14 protein-coding genes are annotated in these 17,556 nt (G+C 61.1%); 8 read left to right on the forward strand and 6 right to left on the reverse strand.

The genetic code is table 11. From position 1 onward, the window contains the following. The first annotated feature begins 7 nt into the window (after window positions 1-7). The 7 genes from ftsA to ACR0BK_RS06305 all read left to right on the forward strand — a co-directional run bounded on the left by ftsA (window position 8) and on the right by ACR0BK_RS06305 (window position 9,296). Window positions 8-1,342 carry a cell division protein FtsA gene (gene ftsA / locus ACR0BK_RS06275; protein ID WP_209504922.1) on the forward strand — a complete coding sequence of 445 codons (1,335 nt, stop codon included), beginning with the start codon at window positions 8-10 and terminating at the stop codon, window positions 1,340-1,342. Next, window positions 1,329-1,748, forward strand: coding sequence for a hypothetical protein (locus tag ACR0BK_RS06280; RefSeq protein ID WP_480516298.1), 420 nt, complete (start codon window positions 1,329-1,331; stop codon window positions 1,746-1,748). Before ftsA ends, ACR0BK_RS06280 begins: the two co-directional genes overlap by 14 nt. 348 nt (window positions 1,749-2,096) lie before the next feature. Further along, window positions 2,097-3,701, forward strand: coding sequence for a cell division protein FtsZ (ftsZ, locus tag ACR0BK_RS06285; RefSeq protein WP_480554080.1), 1,605 nt, complete (start codon window positions 2,097-2,099; stop codon window positions 3,699-3,701). Window positions 3,702-3,914: 213 nt separating this feature from the next. Beyond that, window positions 3,915-4,835 carry a UDP-3-O-acyl-N-acetylglucosamine deacetylase gene (gene lpxC, locus ACR0BK_RS06290; protein ID WP_480516302.1) on the forward strand — a complete coding sequence of 307 codons (921 nt, stop codon included), beginning with the start codon at window positions 3,915-3,917 and terminating at the stop codon, window positions 4,833-4,835. 126 nt (window positions 4,836-4,961) lie between these two features. Beyond that, window positions 4,962-5,825: an outer membrane protein assembly factor BamD gene (locus ACR0BK_RS06295; protein WP_480554081.1), complete on the forward strand. Its 864-nt coding sequence runs from the start codon at window positions 4,962-4,964 to the stop codon at window positions 5,823-5,825. Window positions 5,826-5,861: 36 nt separating this feature from the next. Next, entirely contained in the window at window positions 5,862-7,511 is a 1,650-nt protein-coding gene (recN, locus tag ACR0BK_RS06300; protein ID WP_480554082.1) for a DNA repair protein RecN, read from the forward strand. Window positions 7,512-7,610: 99 nt separating this feature from the next. Continuing rightward, window positions 7,611-9,296: a chloride channel protein gene (locus ACR0BK_RS06305; protein WP_480516306.1), complete on the forward strand. Its 1,686-nt coding sequence runs from the start codon at window positions 7,611-7,613 to the stop codon at window positions 9,294-9,296. A 59-nt stretch (window positions 9,297-9,355) separates the two neighbouring features. On the opposite strand, the gene ACR0BK_RS06310 is transcribed toward ACR0BK_RS06305, so the two are convergent. From ACR0BK_RS06310 to cobS, 5 genes are all read right to left on the reverse strand, one after another. Next, entirely contained in the window at window positions 9,356-9,697 is a 342-nt protein-coding gene (locus tag ACR0BK_RS06310) for a DUF427 domain-containing protein (RefSeq protein WP_480475975.1), read from the reverse strand. 63 nt (window positions 9,698-9,760) lie between these two features. Next, window positions 9,761-11,551: an aminopeptidase P family protein gene (locus ACR0BK_RS06315; RefSeq protein WP_480554084.1), complete on the reverse strand. Its 1,791-nt coding sequence runs from the start codon at window positions 11,549-11,551 to the stop codon at window positions 9,761-9,763. 81 nt (window positions 11,552-11,632) lie between these two features. Further along, entirely contained in the window at window positions 11,633-13,510 is a 1,878-nt protein-coding gene (cobT, locus tag ACR0BK_RS06320) for a cobaltochelatase subunit CobT (protein ID WP_480554085.1), read from the reverse strand. Window positions 13,511-13,686: 176 nt separating this feature from the next. Further along, complete coding sequence (locus tag ACR0BK_RS06325) at window positions 13,687-14,190, reverse strand: hypothetical protein (protein ID WP_480554086.1); 504 nt, start codon at window positions 14,188-14,190, stop codon at window positions 13,687-13,689. Continuing rightward, a complete protein-coding gene (gene cobS, locus ACR0BK_RS06330; RefSeq protein ID WP_480475981.1) occupies window positions 14,191-15,177 on the reverse strand; it encodes a cobaltochelatase subunit CobS in 987 nt (328 codons plus the stop codon). A gap of 448 nt (window positions 15,178-15,625) precedes the next feature. Between cobS and ACR0BK_RS06335 the strand changes: the two genes are divergently transcribed. Continuing rightward, window positions 15,626-16,516 carry a Hint domain-containing protein gene (locus tag ACR0BK_RS06335; protein ID WP_480475983.1) on the forward strand — a complete coding sequence of 297 codons (891 nt, stop codon included), beginning with the start codon at window positions 15,626-15,628 and terminating at the stop codon, window positions 16,514-16,516. A gap of 166 nt (window positions 16,517-16,682) precedes the next feature. On the opposite strand, the gene ACR0BK_RS06340 is transcribed toward ACR0BK_RS06335, so the two are convergent. After that, the gene (locus ACR0BK_RS06340) at window positions 16,683-17,471 is read right to left on the reverse strand and encodes a hypothetical protein (RefSeq protein ID WP_480554087.1); all 789 of its coding nucleotides are present in this window, start codon (window positions 17,469-17,471) and stop codon (window positions 16,683-16,685) included. Window positions 17,472-17,556: the final 85 nt, after the last annotated feature.

The following is a 17,556-nucleotide window of genomic DNA, read 5'->3' on the forward strand; positions in this document are numbered from 1 at the left end:
GAGCATGATGACCGATCTTTATCAGTCCCAACGCGCCATGCGTCAGATGCGGCGCCAGGCATTGCAACGCGGTGTGATCGCGATTCTGGACGTGGGCAGTTCCAAGATTGCCTGTCTGGTTCTGCGTTTTGACGGATCGGGCCGGCTGAGTGAAGATAACACCATCGGCTCGATGGCGGGGCAGACGGGGTTTCGGGTGATCGGGGCCGCAACGACACGTTCGCGCGGCGTACAGTTTGGCGAAGTCACCGCCATGCAGGAAACCGAACGCGCCATCCGCACCGCGCTTCAGGCGGCGCAGAAGATGGCCGATATCCGTGTCGATCACGTCATCGCCTGTTTCTCGGGGGCCAACCCGCGCTCTTACGGGCTGGACGCGCAGGTCGATCTGGATGGCCAACTGGTGTCCGAGGCCGAAGTGGGCCGTGTTCTGAACGCCTGCGACGTGCCGGATTACGGCGACGGGCGCGAGGTGCTGCACGCACAGCCGGTCAACTTTGCGCTCGACAACCGCTCGGGCCTGATCGACCCGCGCGGGCAGATGGGTCAAAGCCTTGCGGTCGATATGCACATGTTGACCGTCGATGCGATGGCGATTCAGAACATCGTGCGCTGTATCAAACGCTGCGATCTGGAACTCGCCGGGATTGCAAACTCGGCTTATGTCTCGGGAATTTCCGCGCTGGTCGAGGATGAGCAGGAACTGGGCGCGGCCTGTATCGACATGGGCGGCGGCACCACCAGCGTTTCGATCTTCATGAAGAAACACATGATCTATGCCGATTGCGTGCGTATGGGCGGCGATCACGTGACCGCCGATATCTCGATGGGGCTGGGTGTGCCCGCGGCTGTGGCGGAACGGATCAAGACGTTCAATGGCGGCGTTCATGCGACCGGCGCTGATGACCGCGACATGATCGATATCGGCGGCGATACCGGTGACTGGGAACACGACCGCCGCACGGTCAGTCGGGCCGAACTGATCGGCATCATGCGTCCGCGCGTCGAGGAAATTCTAGAAGAGGTCCGCGTGCGTCTGGATGCGGCCGGGTTTGAACACATGCCAAGCCAGCAGATCGTTCTGACCGGTGGCGGCAGTCAGATCATGGGGCTGGACGGCCTGGCGACCCGCATCCTTGGTCAACGCGTGCGTCTGGGCCGCCCGCTGCGAGTGCATGGCCTGCCGCAATCGGCGACAGGACCGGCGTTCTCGTCCTCAGTGGGGCTCAGCCTGTTTGCGGCGCACCCGCAGGACGAATGGTGGGATTTCGAAATCCCGGTCGATACCTACGCCGCGCGCCCGTTCAAGCGGGCCGTCCGGTGGTTCCGTGACAATTGGTAGACACCTGCAACGGGCCGCGCTGTGTACGGCCCTGTTGCCGGGATGGGTTTCGGCCCAGACCATCATCACGCCCGAGGCATTTCTGGATGCCGCCGTCGGCAAAACGCTCACGTTCCATGAGATTCGCAGCGGCTATTTCGTCGGGACCGAGCAATTTCTGAACCGTCACGTTTCGGTTTGGCGACAAGAGGGGCAGGGCTGTGTCTATGGGCAGATCACCACGCCAAACGGTCAGATCTGCTTTCTCTATGACAATGATCCGGATGGTATTCCCGTCTGCTGGTGGCCCTTCCTGCACGAAGGCCGTCTGATGGTGCGTCTGGCCTCGTTTGCAGAAAGCGAAATCCAGGAGGTGCGCAGCATCACCGAAACCAGCCTGAACTGTCCAAGTGCGCCGCTCAGTTGAAAAATCCGGTTGCGGCGCGCCGATTTATCCCTCAAGATATCCACAAGGCCCGGCAGAGGCCTCGCGGCAGGACCTGAGCAGTTTTCCGCAGTGTAAATGATGGTCGACCAAAGCGTGACGAACGGCTGAGTCCTCGCGCCGGGGTCGTCTGCCTTGTGATGGTCGCCGATGTTTCCGCTATATCTGGCAGTACCCGCGAAATGCCGCCGGTTTCTGCCTTATTTCCTCCATATTTTGTGGTGAATCGCGATTTTTGACGTGACCTTTTCGCATCAGCCCGCTAGAATCGAGCAAGGATAGGTAAGAAAAATACCGCTTTGGCGGAACATAAATACAGGCGGACAGAGCATGACATTGAATCTTTCGATGCCCGGGCAAGACGAACTGAAGCCTCGGATTACAGTATTTGGCGTTGGCGGTGCGGGCGGTAACGCTGTCAACAACATGATTGAAAAACAGCTGGACGGCGTCGATTTTGTCGTCGCCAACACCGATGCGCAGGCGCTGCAGCAAAGCCAGTCCTCGGCGCGGGTGCAACTGGGTGTGAAGGTCACCGAAGGTTTGGGGGCAGGGGCCCGTCCGGCCGTGGGTGCCGCGGCTGCCGAAGAAAGCATCGAACAGATCGTCGACCATCTGGCAGGCGCGCATATGTGCTTTATCACCGCGGGCATGGGTGGCGGCACCGGCACCGGCGCCGCTCCGATCATCGCGCAGGCCGCGCGTGAGCTGGGCGTGCTGACCGTGGGTGTCGTAACCAAGCCCTTCCAGTTCGAAGGTGCCAAGCGGATGCGTCAGGCCGAGGACGGTGTTGAGGCACTGCAAAGGGTCGTCGACACGCTGATCATCATTCCGAACCAGAACCTGTTCCGCCTCGCCAATGAAAAGACTACCTTTACCGAGGCGTTCTCGATGGCCGACGATGTCCTGTATCAGGGTGTCAAAGGCGTAACCGACCTGATGGTGCGTCCGGGCCTGATCAACCTCGACTTTGCGGATGTACGCGCCGTGATGGACGAGATGGGCAAAGCCATGATGGGCACCGGTGAGGCAACTGGCGAAGACCGCGCCATTCAGGCGGCGGAAAAAGCCATCGCCAACCCGCTGCTGGACGAAATCAGCCTCAAGGGCGCCAAGGGTGTACTGATCAACATCACCGGTTCGCACGACCTGACCCTGTTCGAGCTGGACGAAGCCGCCAACCGCATCCGCGAGGAAGTGGACCCCGAGGCGAACATCATCGTCGGCTCGACGCTGGATACCGCGATGGAAGGCGGCATGCGCGTGTCGGTTGTTGCGACCGGCATCGACGCCACCGAAAAAACGGCTGATATTCCGGTCGCGCGCCGCTCGATGTCCGAGCCGCTGACCCGCACCGTTTCGGCCGAAGAATACGGTCGCGAAGAAGCGCCCGCAGCCGCCGAAATGGCAGAGCCCGCGCCGCAGATGGAAGAGGACCGCGAACCTTCGTTGTTTGAAGCCGCGGAAGAGCCCGCCCAGCCGAAGTTCCAGCCGTTTGATGAACGGGATGAGGACGATCTGCCGCCACCGGCCTATCAGCCGCGCGTCGCCGAATTCGAGCCGCAGCCCGAGCAAATAGAACCGGCGCCCGAGGCTTTTGTTGCCCCGCGCGCGCCTGTCGCAGGCACCCCGTCGCCCGAAGCGCTCCAGCGTTTGCAGGCAGCGGTTCAGAAGGTTCCCTCGGCAGCTCAGCGCGCCGCAGCGCCCCGCCCGCAAGCGGCGGTTTCGCATCACGAACCCGAAGAACGCTCGCGGTTTGGCTTCAATCGGCTGATCGACCGGATGACCGGGCACGCCTCTGATACACCGGCCCATCCGCCGCGTCAGCAGCCCGTTCTGCGCCAGTCCGAGGCCACGGCACCGATTCACGATGAGGCCGACCCGGATCAGGATCGTATCGAAATTCCAGCCTTCCTGCGCCGTCAGGCCAACTGATCGCGGTAACAAAATCCACTCACGGGGTCGCCATTTGGCGGCCCTAATTCTTTTTAAAACAGTGGCTTACGAACGGGTAAGCAGGGTTTTGCCGATCTGTTACATACATGTTTCATTCGGTTACAAAGAGTGAGTTGAGCCTTGACGCGGGCTTCCTTAACTGAGTGTCCAACACAGCCCCAGCAGGCTGGACACCACTCGCCGAGGCCCATTTTGCAACATACGCTCAAATCTCCGGTCACGTTTAAAGGCGTCGGGCTGCACAGCGGCAAGCCTGCGACCATGATCCTGAAACCGGCAGCAGCTGGTCATGGCATCTGGTTCAAACGGACGGATATCCATCTGGGCGATGCGATGATCCCGGCGATCTATCACGTGGTCGAACGGACCCCGCTTTGCACCCGTCTGGTGAATGATGCCGGGGTGTCGGTATCCACCATCGAACATATCATGGCAGCTTTGGCCGGGTGCGGCGTTCACAACGCACTGATTGAAATCGACGGCCCCGAAGTTCCGATCATGGACGGGTCTTCGATCGATTTCGTACGCGGCATCATGGCCCGAGGCGTGCGCCGTCAGGCCAGCCCGGTGCTGGCCTATGAGGTGCTGAAGACCGTCACCGCATCGCGTGAAGGGGCCAGCGCAAGCATCGCACCTGCGGATGGGCTGATCATCGATTTCCACATTGATTTCGAAGACAGCGCAATCGGCAGCCAGACCAAGACGCTGGATATGCGCAACGGGTCGTTCGCGCGCGAACTCAGCGATTGCCGCACCTTCTGCCGCCGCATTGATGTTGAAGCCATGCGCGAACACGGGCTGGCCCTGGGCGGTACTCTGGATAACGCCGTGGTCGTGCAGGGCAGCGAGGTTCTGACGCCCGGCGGGTTCCGCCGCGTCGACGAAGCCGTGCGCCACAAGATGCTGGATGCTCTGGGTGACCTCTATCTGGCAGGCGGGCCGATTCTGGGCCGTTTCACGGGCGACAAGTCGGGTCATTCGCTGACCAACACATTGCTGCGCAATCTGTTTGAAACGCCCGGCGCGGTGCGCCCGGTTCTGTGCACGCCGGAACAGGCCGCACGCCTGCCGGGGCAGGGCCTGATCGTAAACGAAATTCCCGAAGTCGCCTGATCAGATCAACTCTGACGACATTTGCGCCAGATGTTGCATAAGGCGTTTTGCACCGGAATTTTCTGTGCTAGACCATGGCTCAATTCGGGGCGAACCCCATTAAGTAAGACGACAAGGATGGGCGGTATGGTTGGCAGCAAAGCGGCAGTCAGATTCGCAGGCGCGGTTCTTCTGGCAGCAGTTTTGACGGCATGCGGTAACGGGGGCGGCCTTTTCGGCAACAAGGGCGCGGACCGGGATCAGAATCTGGAAGGGTTCACACCGGAACAGATCTACACCCGTGGCGAATACGAACTGTCGCAGAATCGCTCGGATGACGCGGCATGGTATTTCTCCGAGGTTGAGCGTCTGTATCCCTATTCAGACTGGGCCAAGCGTGCGCTGATCATGCAGGCGTTCTCGTTCCACTCCGACAAGAACTACGAAGAAAGCCGGGCCGCGGCCCAGCGGTATATCGACTTCTATCCAACGGACGAAGACGCGGCCTATGCCCAGTATCTGCTGGCTCTCAGCTATTACGACCAGATTGACGAGGTCGGGCGCGATCAGGGGCTGACCTTTCAGGCGCTGCAATCGCTGCGCACCGTGATCGAGGTTTATCCCGACAGCGAATATGCCACCTCGGCAGTGTTGAAATTCGATCTGGCCTTTGACCACCTGGCCGGCAAAGAGATGGAGATCGGGCGCTATTACCTGCGTCAGGATCACTTTGCCGCGGCCATCAACCGCTTCCGCGTCGTGGTCGAGGATTTCCAGACCACGTCCCACACCGCCGAAGCGCTTTATCGTTTGGTCGAGGCTTATCTTTCCCTCGGCCTGCTGGATGAGGCGCAAACCGCAGGTGCCATCCTTGGCTACAACTACCAATCCTCGGAATGGTATGACGATGCGTACAAGCTGCTGACCTCACGCGGGCTTCAGCTCAAGAGCCGTGGCAACAACTGGCTCAGCACGATCTATCGTCAGACCATCAAGGGTGAGTGGTTGTAATCGCCATGGCATTAGGCTTGGGACGCTGAAGACCCGATGCTGCGCGCCCTTGATATCCGCGACATGCTGATCATCGACCGGCTGGAACTCAGTTTTCAGCCGGGCCTGAATGCGTTGACCGGTGAAACCGGCGCGGGAAAGTCTATCCTTCTGGATTCGCTGGGCTTTGTTCTGGGCTGGCGCGGGCGTGCGGAACTGGTACGGCAGGGTGCGGCACAGGGCGAGGTTGTGGCCGAGTTCGAGCTTTCCGCCGATCATCCCGCACATGCGATACTGGCCGAGGCGGGCTTGCCGGGCGGGGATGAGCTGATCCTGCGCCGGATCAACACCGCCGAAGGGCGCAAGACCGCTTGGGTCAATGACCGTCGCTGCTCGGGCGATGTGCTGCGCGCACTGTCGGAAACCCTGATCGAACTGCACGGCCAGCATGATGACCGCGGGTTGCTGAACCCGCGCGGCCACCGGGCCATGCTGGACGATTTCGCCGGGGTCTCGGACCGGCTGACATCCGTTCGTGCGGCCTGGGCCGACATGTCACGCGCCCGCAAGGCACTGGCCGAGACCGAGGCCGCGCTCGCGGCCGTCCGAAGTGAGGAAGATTTCCTGCGCCACGCGGTTTCCGAGCTGGATCAGCTTGATCCTCAGCCCGGTGAGGATGCCGAACTTGATGCCCGCCGCCGCATGATGCAGGGGGCCGAGCGTATCCGCGATGATATCGCCCGCGCCTATGCCATGCTGACCGGGGACGGTGCCGAAGGGGCGATGTCCGACGCTATCCGCTGGCTGGAAGGCGTGTCCGGCAACGCGGGCGGTCAGCTGGACGAACCGATTGCCGCGCTGGGGCGCGCGATGATTGAACTGGGCGAGGCGCAGGATGGCGTGAACGCCTGCCTTCAGGCGCTGGACTTCAACCCGTCGGAACTGGAACAGGCCGAAGAACGCCTGTTTGCCATCCGCGCACTGGCCCGCAAACATGACGTGGCCCCGGATGACCTGGGCGCGTTTGCCGACACTCTGCGCACCCGCCTCAACCAGTTGGAAGCAGGCGATGCCGACCTGGCGGACAGGCGTGCCGCCGTGGACGCGGCACAGAAGGCTTATGACAATGCTTCCGCCGACCTCAGCGCGGCCCGCGCGGCGGCTGCCGGGCGGCTGGACGCTGCCGTCATGGCGGAACTGGCGCCGCTCAAAATGGAACGCGCGGTGTTCCGGACCGAACTCACCCCGGCCGAACCCGGCCCCGAAGGGACCGACGCGGTGGCCTTTACCGTGGCCACCAACCCGGGCGCGCCTGCGGGGCCGCTGAACAAGATCGCCTCGGGGGGTGAACTCAGCCGCTTCCTGCTGGCGCTCAAAGTGTGCCTGTCGGGCGATGACAGTGCCCGCACGATGATCTTTGACGAGATTGATCGCGGCGTTGGCGGGGCCACTGCCGATGCGGTCGGGCGCAGACTCGCGTCATTGGCGCAGGGCGGGCAGGTGCTGGTTGTCACCCATTCTCCGCAGGTCGCCGCGCGTGCGGCGCATCACTGGCGGGTGCAGAAACAGGTCACGGACGGGCAAACCCTGTCCACCGTCATCCCTCTGGCCCAGCCCGACCGGGTGGACGAGATTGCGCGCATGGTGGCGGGCGACACCATCACGGACGAGGCCCGCGCCGCCGCCCGGGCCCTGCTGCAGGCCTGATGCGCCCGTGGCACGAATTGGCCTCACACTGTCGCTATCTCACTTTTATTAGGGTGCTCCGTGGCTTACTAAGGGTTACGTGATGATCCCCGAGGGCCAATGACCCAGTCGACCCGCACCGTTCTGCGCAACCAGCTCAATCAGGCTCTGGCCGCGATCAAGGATGCGTGGCGGGTGATGCTGCGCCGGGGGCCAAGCCAGATCCAGTTCTGGTTCATCGCACTGGTCATCGGTATCGCTGCCGGTTTCATGGCGCTTGGGTTCCGCAAAGCCATCCGTGCGTTGCAGGCCTATCTCTATGACACCGACGACGTCCTGCTGCTGCACAGCCATGCCGAGAAACTGCCGTGGTTCATGATCCTGATCATCCCGATCATCGGTGGGCTGGTCGTGGGCCTGATCCTGAACCGGTTCACCAATGACGGGCGCGTCAGGTCCGTCGCTGATGTGATCGAAGGGTCCGCCATCACCGACGGGCGGGTCGAGGTCAAGGCCGGCATCGCCTCGTTCTTTGCCTCGCTGATCACGCTCAGTTCCGGGGGGTCAACGGGCCGCGAAGGCCCCGTGGTGCATATGGCCGGGGTGATTTCCACCTGGGTCAGCAACCGCATCCATGCCGACGGGATTACGGGCCGCGACCTGCTGGGCTGTGCTGTCGCCGCCGCCGTATCAGCCAGCTTCAACGCCCCCATCGCCGGGGCCCTGTTCGCGCTCGAGGTCGTGCTGCGCCACTTCGCCGTGCATGCCTTTGCCCCGATCGTCATCGCCTCGGTCGCCGGAACGGTAATCAACCGCCTCGAATATGGCGACGTTACCGAGTTCACGCTGGAAACGCCCGGATCGCTGCAATTCTATGTCGAACTTCCCGCCTTCCTGATCCTTGGCCTGATCTGCGGCTTTGTCGCGCTGCTGCTGATGCGATCGATCTTCTTTGCTGAAGATATCGGCAGCCATATCCAGAACCGCCTGTCCATTCCGGGCTGGCTGCGACCGGCCGTGTCCGGCGCGATGCTGGGGCTGATGGCGATCTGGTTCCCGCATATCATCGGTGTGGGCTACCAGACTACGATCCGCGCTTTAACCGGTGATCTGGTTCTGACGACCGCGATCCTTTTTGCGGTGACCAAGACAATCGCCGTGGCGATCACCATGGGCGGGCGCATGGGGGGTGGGGTGTTTTCACCGTCCCTGATGATCGGCGCGCTGACCGGGCTGGCGTTCGGACTGATCGCCACTGGGCTGCTGCCGGATGTGTCCGGCACGCACACACTTTATGCCTTTGCCGGAATGGGCGCGGTGGCCGCGGCGGTGCTGGGTGCCCCGATCTCGACCACTCTGATCGTGTTTGAACTGACCGGCGACTGGCAGATCGGCCTTGCTGTTATGGTCAGTGTGTCCATGTCCACGGCGCTGGCCTCACGCCTGGTGGACAGGTCCTTCTTCCTGACCCAGCTGGAACGCCGCGATGTCCATCTGGCCGCCGGGCCGCAGGCCTATCTGCTGGCAATGCTCCGTGCCGGGGCGGTAATGCGTCCGCTTGGGGATCAACGGTCGATCACTGCGGACGAGGCGCAAGCCCTGATCAAACAGGGCCTGTGCATTCAGGCCAGCGCCACGCTTGAGGCCGCGATGCCCTATTTCGACCGCGACGACATTCCCTGCATTCCGGTTATCGTTCTGGAACAGGACGGGTCCGAGACACCGGTTGGCGCGCTCTACCATGTCGACGCGCTCAAGGCTTACAACCGGGCCCTTGCAGCCACCGCGGCCGAGGAACATTCGTAAGGGGCCCGCGACCGGGACAAGCGTTCCCGAAGCCTCCGCTGAAACCCTGTCCGGCGCCTCTAAATCTGCTCCACCTTCACCGAGTCCACCGGATAAAACGCCAGGTATCCCTTGATCTCGGCCACGGTGGAAATCGGGTCTTCATAGCTCCAGACCGCGTTTTCGGTCACCGAGGATTTGTTGACGATGGAAAAATGCGTCGCGTCGCCCTTGCCGGCGCAATGCGTCACCTTGTCGGTCTGATCCAGAAACGCCATCGCAACATCGCCGCGCGGAAAGTAAATCACCGGAGCTTTGTCGCCTTCGTGCAGTTCCAGCGCGTTGCTCGTTTCGCCCAGAATCGCACCGCCCGAACGGACAGTCCATTTGCCCGGTGCTTTTTGGATCGTGATCTCAGTCATTTCTATTCCTTCCGTCGACGTATTGGGGCCTCTCCTCTGCCCGTTCTATGTAACAGGCGGGTGTCAGATCGGCGCAGTTGCGGCATCCAACCACAGTTGCGCGTCATGTCCCAGCCTTGGGCGGATTTTTTCCGCGACGTCGCGATGATAGGCGTTCAGCCAGCCGCGTTCGTCAGGCGTCAACATATCCACCATGATCAGCCTGCGGTCAATTGGCACAAATGTCAGGGTGCGCCAGCACAGCATCGCGCGTTCCGCATCGCCACCGGGCAGGGCCGGGGCTTCTTCTACAACCACTAGGTTTTCTATGCGGATGCCAAAAGCGCCCTCGCGGTAATATCCCGGCTCATTCGACAAGATCATGCCGGGTTGCAGCGGGACATGGCTGACCTTCGACAGGCGCTGCGGCCCCTCATGCACGCTCAGATAGGCCCCGACACCATGTCCGACACCATGGTTGAAATCCTGCCCGGCCGCCCAAAGCGGCGTGCGGGCCACGCATTCGATATCGCGTCCTGCCAGCCCTGCGGGCCAGCGCAGCATCGACATGGCAATCATGCCCTTCAGCACGCGGGTGAAGCAGGTCTTTTCCTCCGCCCCGACAGTGCCGATGGCAAGCGTCCGCGTGATATCGGTGGTGCCATCCAGATATTGCCCGCCACTGTCCAGCACCAGCAGATGACCATCCTGCAACCGGCTGTCGGTCTCGTCCGTCACGCGGTAATGCATGATGGCGCCGTTCGGGCCTGTCCCGGCAATGGTATCGAACGAGATATCCTGCAACACATTGTCCCTGCGGCGGTTTTCTTCCAGCCGCGTGACCACCTGCGTCTCGGACAGGCTGCCGGGGGGCTGTGCGTCCAGCCAGCACAAGGTTTCGACCACCGCCACCGCATCGCGCAAATGCGCCTCGGCGCTGCCCGCGATTTCGGCCGGGTTCTTGCAGGCCTTGGGCAGGGCACAGGGGTCGCCGCCATCCACCATGGCATCGCCCAACGCGTCTGCCACGATCTGCGGCACCGTGCTCGGATCCACCTGCACTGCACCGTCCAGCGCTGCCACCGCATCCAGAAACTCCGCAGGGTTGCGCACCGTTACCTTCGGGTCCAGATGATCCTGCACGTCCAACAGTTTTGCCGCAGACATGAACAGATCGACCCTGCCGTCGTCATGCAGGATCGCAAACCCGTGGGCCACGGGGTTGTAAGCGATATCCGATCCCCGGATGTTCAGCAGCCACATGATCGAATCCGGCAATGTGATTACTGCGGCCTTTCGCCCGGCCTGCCGCAGGTCTGCGGCCAGTCTGGCAATCTTGCTGTCAGCGGTTTCACCCGCAAACTCGATCGGATGCGCCTTGACGGCCTGCATCGGCGGTTCAGGCTGGTCTGCCCAGATCCGGTCCACCAGATTGTCGCAGCGCACCAGTTCGACGCCTGTGCCCTCAAGCTCGTCAAGCGCGGCCGAGATTTGCCCTGCCGCGTGCAGCCATGGGTCGAAACCGACCTTGCCTCCACCGGGCAACTGCTCTTTCAGCCATGCACTCAGGCTCACGTCAGGCCACGGCACCGGCGTGAACACATCCGCGACCTGCGCCTTGACCTGCGTGCGATACCGCCCGTCGATGAACACACCAGCCATGTCGGTCAGCGCAGCACAGAACCCGGCCGATCCCGTAAACCCGGTCAACCAGGCCAGACGCTCATCCCGCGGGGCCACATACTCGCCCTGGTGCGCATCCGACCGTGGGATCAGAAACCCGTCCAACCCTTCGTGCACCAGCTCAGCGCGCAACGCAGCCAGACGCGGCGGCCCCTGCTCGGGCCGCGCGGTCACCTCAAAGGACTGGAACATACTACTCCTCCCTCAGCCGGGCGGTCGATATCGCCGCCTTTTCATCTTTTGGGAAATACTCCCGCCGGAGGCAAGGCCAGCCTAGCCAACCTTTTTCATCCCCATCACCCGCGCCCGCGCGCGTGGATCACTGTCGAACAAAGCCGCCAGTTGTTCCGTCATCGCACCAGCCAGCTGTTCCACATCGGTGATCGTCACCGCACGGTCGTAATACCGGGTCACATCATGACCGATGCCAATCGCCAGCAGCTCGACCATCTTGCGCTTTTCCACCATGGCAATCACATCGCGCAGGTGCTTCTCCAGATAGTTGGCGGGGTTCACGCTCAGCGTTGAATCATCAACCGGAGCTCCATCCGAAATCACCATCAGAATCTTGCGCTGCTCGCGCCGCGCGATCATCCGGCGATGCGCCCATTCCAGCGCCTCACCGTCGATGTTTTCCTTCAGCAGGCCCTCTTTCATCATCAGACCCAGATTGGGCCGCGCCCGCCGCCATGGGGCATCGGCGCCCTTATAGATGATATGGCGCAGGTCGTTCAGGCGGCCGGGTTGCTGCGGACGGCCATCGTTCAGCCATGCCTCGCGCGCCTGTCCGCCTTTCCACGCCCGCGTGGTAAAGCCCAGAATCTCGACCTTCACATTGCAGCGCTCCAGCGTCCGCGCCAGAACATCGGCACAAATGGCCGCGATCGAGATCGGACGCCCCCGCATCGACCCCGAATTGTCCAGCAACAGCGTCACCACCGTATCGCGGAACTCGGTATCCTTCTCGACCTTGAAACTCAGCGGTGTGGTGGGGTTTGCCACAACGCGCGCAAGACGGCCCGCATCCAGAATGCCTTCCTCGCGGTCGAATTCCCAACTGCGATTCTGTTGCGCCTGCAATCGGCGCTGCAACTTGTTGGCAAGGCGCGAAACCGCCCCTTTCAAAGGTTCAAGCTGCTGATCCAGATAGGCCCGCAGCCGTTCCAGTTCCGCAGGCTCGGCCAGATCTTCGGCCGCAATCTCTTCATCATGCGTGCTCAGATAGACCTTGTAATCCGGGTCGGCCTCGGATGCGGGCGGCGGGGCAGGCGGCTCCAGCGGCGCTTCGCCATCCGGCATCTCCGCCTCGTCACCCAGCTCATCCTCGGCCATCTCATCCATCGAGACCTGCGCCTGAGATTGATCCTGCTGCTCTTCCTGTGTCTGCTCAGGGGTCGCATCCGCGTCCTGATCGTCCTGATCATCCTGACCGGTGCTGTCAGGATCGGGCTGTTCCTCGGCGTCGTCCTCGGCCTGATCTTCCTGATCGTCGTCCAGCTCGTCGGGGTCATCGCCCAGCTGATCGCCATAGCCCAGATCCTTGATCATCTGCCGCGCGAACTTGGCAAACTCCGCCTGATCCGACAGCACGTCATCAAGGTTCTCCAAGACGCCACCGGCCTGTTCCTCAATAAACCCGCGCCACAGGTTCATGATATTCTCGGCCGCAGGCGGCAGATCGCGCCCGGTGGCCAGATGCCGGATCAGATAGCCCGCCGCGACCGACAAAGGCGCATCGGCAGGTTGCTTGCACTGGTCATATCCGCGCCGGATCGCCTCATGCCCGATCTTGACGTCTATGTTGCTGGCGGTGCCGGGCATATCCCGCGCACCCATCGCCTCGCAACGCGCTGTCTCCATCGCCTCGTACAAGTCCCGCGCCATATCCCCCGGAGGCGCATAGCGCGCATGGGTGGCGTCATCATGATACCGGCGCTGCAAGGCCAGCGCATCCGCCGTGCCGCGCGCCAGCAGAACCTCTTCCCGCGTCATACGCCGAGACACCTGCGGCAGCCGCATCGCCTCGCCCGACAGACCTGATGGGTCGACCGTGTATGAGATGTTCAGCTCAGGGTCGTTGGCCATGACCTTGGTGGCCTCGGCCAGCGCTTTTTTGAACGGATCAGCGGGGTTGTCGTTGGGTTTGCTCATCAGGCAGGTCCGGTCTTGTTCTGTCCCGGCAACCTAGAGCTATTCCGGGGCCTTGACCATAGGGCCAACCCCCTTTTCCCATCGAACCAGCACACCTCTACAGCAGGTTCTTATGCAATCAGATGCACTTGCCCCATTTAACCTACAGTCCCATCTAAACACTCGCCAGTTAGGAGTTACTCAGGTAGCGAAACTTCCTGGGTGTTTTTCGAGTAGAAACCGCGACCATACTTAATAGTGATAGCGTGCGTGAATTCCGCACATGCAATTGTGTGGGCAGCGAGAAGTCTGCCTTCGTGAACATTGTAAGGTTCGCCATCGTTAAGTTTGATCGGTGCCCAGTAGGTTTCGCCTTGGCTTCGCCAGTTTTTTTCCCAGCCGAGTGCTACTTTTTGCGCATCTGCTAAAACCGACATTTCTCCTATGGCCTCAAGAATCCAGTCGGCGGGTAGGTTGGTCTGAACTTTGTCGCCAAAGTAGTATTCGCGTGGCTTAGAGGACAAGTTGGCTATCTCCGAACCAACTAGTCCAGCTAGTGCGTTGGCATAGTTCACAGCCACACAGTGTTTGATCTTCTCGACTTCTGAAGCACCGGTCGGAAAAACGCTTGAAGATAGTTCGGCGTGCGCCAGAGAGGGCAACGAAATTAACGCTGCACCTATCGTTTGTCGTATCACCAATTAGCCCAAGCTCGCACTCGCCGCGCTTTCCGGCAATTCCTCGTCAAAGCAGCGCTGATAGAACTCGGCCACGGTCTGACGTTCCAACTCGTCGCATTTGTTCAGGAACGACAGGCGGAAAGCATAGCCCACGTTGCGGAAGATCTCGGCATTCTGCGCCCAGTTGATCACGGTCCGCGGGCTCATGACGGTGGACAGGTCGCCATTCATGAAGGCGGTCCGGGTCAGGTCGGCCACGGTGACCATCTGGCTGACGGTCTTGCGGCCCTCGGCGGTGTTGTAATGCGGCGCCTTCGACAGCACGATCATCGTCTCGGCGTCATGGCTCAGATAGTTCAGGGTCGAGACCAGCGACCAGCGGTCCATCTGTGCCTGGTTGATCTGCTGCGTGCCGTGATACAGACCTGTGGTATCGCCCAGACCCACGGTGTTTGCAGTGGCAAACAGGCGGAAACACGGGTTCGGCGTGATGATCTCGTTCTGGTCCAGCAGGGTCAGTTTGCCATCATGTTCCAGCACCCGCTGGATCACGAACATCACGTCGGCGCGGCCCGCGTCATATTCGTCGAACACGATGGCCACGGGGTTGCGCAGGGCCCAGGGCAGGATGCCTTCGTGGAACTCGGTCACCTGCTTGCCATCGCGCAGTTTGATTGCGTCCTTGCCGATCAGGTCAATCCGGCTGATGTGGCTGTCCAGGTTCACGCGCACAGCGGGCCAGTTCAGACGGGCGGCGACCTGCTCGATATGGGTCGATTTGCCGGTGCCGTGATAGCCCTGAATCATCACCCTGCGATTATGGGCAAAGCCCGCCAGGATCGCCAATGTCGTCTCGGGGTCAAACTTGTAGGTCGGGTCGATCACGGGCACACGGTCGGTGGCTTCGGCAAACCCTTTGACCTTCATATCCGTATCAATGCCAAATACGTCACGGACCGAGATATCTTCGGTGGGTTTTGCGTTTACATCGATCGATCCGTCAGCCATGCGCCTTGTCCTTATCCTTTGCCCCGCTCACCGGGTTTGAACCCGTGTGTGGTGCAACATATTGCGGACAAGGGCAAGGGAAAGCGGCCCGCTCCGAAAGGTGAGCAGGTTTTTCTTTCAAACTGGCCCTATTGACGCGCGGACGATCCTTGGTCGCGATGGGTACAAGACGCAGATCAAGCCGCGTTCATCAACAATGACAGTGCTGCCATTCGGACGCACCCGCCAAACCATGTGTCCGAAAGGCTGCACGCAAGTAGGTATTCAACAATCTACATGTTGTAGAGGATGACCTTATCAGGCATATAATATGGTCTTATGGGGCGTTTTGTAAGTGATCGGGTGTTGGTGAAGCAGGAATGCCAAGCGCAGGCCTTACCGGGGTGTCGCTCCGTGTCGAATGACAGGCAGACGTTAGAAATTGCCTGCAAAGCCGCGGTGACTCCCGGTGGCATTTAACGCTCTTCTCCACACCGTCAATACGACGGGCCAGAACGATCTCATCGTCCAGAACACGACACAACCCGCGATCATCAGCGGTTCGATGGTGTCGTTTGATGGGGGCACGACCTTCCAGCCCTACACCTATCTTGGCCAGGGAAACTATCGCGGAACCGGGGAATCCGGAGAGTTCATTCAGGTCGGCGGGCAGATCTACGCCTGGGATGCCAATAACCCAACAGGCCCGATGACCACAGGCAACTGGAAGATTACCCCGGTTGATCTGAACCCGACCGATCCACCCTGTTTTGTCTCGGGCACCCTGATCGAAACGGATTGCGGCCCGCGCCCGGTCGAAGATCTGGCCGTGGGCGATCGGGTTTGCGTGGCCGGTGGGACCACGCTGCCCATCGAATGGATCGGCAAACGAACGCTCAGTGCGCAAATCCTGCGCGTCCGGCCCCAATTCAACCCGGTTTGCATCCGGCGCGATGCGATGGGCAAGGGCCTGCCGGACAGGGATCTTTACCTTTCTCCGCAACACCGGGTCGTGCTGGGGGGCTGGCGGGCCGAGCTATATTTTGGCGCACCAAGCGTGTTCTGCGCGGCCATTCATCTGGTCAACGATGATACCATCCGGCAGGTGACGACGGGTGAAGCGGTGACATATTACCACATCGCCTGCGCCGAACATGTGATCCTCACCTCGCACGGCCTGCAAAGCGAAAGCCTGTTTCCGGGCGATATGGCGCTGAAATCACTGCATCGCGACGATGTCGAGGAACTGCGCGCGCTCTTTCCGGGGTTACTTTCAGACGCAGGACCGCACCCCCAAACGTGCTTAAGCTGCCTGACCGGGCGTGAGGCACGCGCGTTGCGAGACATGTTCGCAGACTAGGCCCACATAACGGAAATCGTGGCGCCGCTGTTGGTGCGCGCCCGGATCACGCCCCGCTGTTTACTGCATTCGTGCAGAAGTTGCTAATCGGGGATCAACCGAACAAGGTTTGACGCCTTCATCCTCCGGGACATCGACCCAACATCATTCGCGCATGGCACGGGCATTATGGGCCGTTCAACCCGCCTATGCCCCAATCAGCATGGGTCTCGATAACACTAGCCACGGCCAGCGCCTTTTCCGCGATATCCTCCGGAGTGTCCTCGGCGAACGCAATGCGGGTCATCCTGTCGTGCATCGCTTCCGAGGTGTAAAACTCAAAGGCTCGCGTATTGCCGGGGCTGTTCCAGAACGCGGTGATCCAGATCGAGTCCCGCCCCGGAATACAATATGCACACCAATCGCGCCACAGACGCAGCACCAATTCGGTATCCGGGCTTGCGGCGACCTGTTCGAACAGCGACTCCAGCGGCCACCCTGCCAGGGCGAACATGCAAAGCGTATCGTCCAGACAGCCGCGTTCCCGTGTCATCTCACGTTTCAGATATGCACGCTGGAACCGGTCCAGAACCTGCCATTCCTCGGGTGACCAGTTATCCGGGTTACCGGTTTCAAACCGGTTCAGGCTCACCTCCAGCCCAACACTGGCGGGGTCTTCGTCCACGGACAGAATCTCAAGGATCCGGGGCAGTAGGTACCCCCATGTTTCGCGGGCTATCCCCGCGGGATCACAAGCGGCGAAGAACCAATCCTGAACGTAATGCAGGGGTAGCTCGGCAATGGACGGCGTGAAGAAATCCGCCTCAATATCGGCGTCCATGCAGCAGCCTTCGCAAACCTCTATACTGCTCGGCTTTGGATAGGCGAAAACCCTGTACGCATCGCTGACGATGTCAGAAAACGGATGATCCAGCGGGATCTTGGCTTTTGGTGGTTTCTGCTCTTTGCGTACCACGGTCCTTGCATCCAAAACTGTTCTGTCGGGGCAAGGCCACGTCAGTGTCATCCCTGAACGCTACGAAACCCGGATCGATGCGTAA

The organism is Ruegeria sp. AF1 (genome assembly GCF_056542125.1).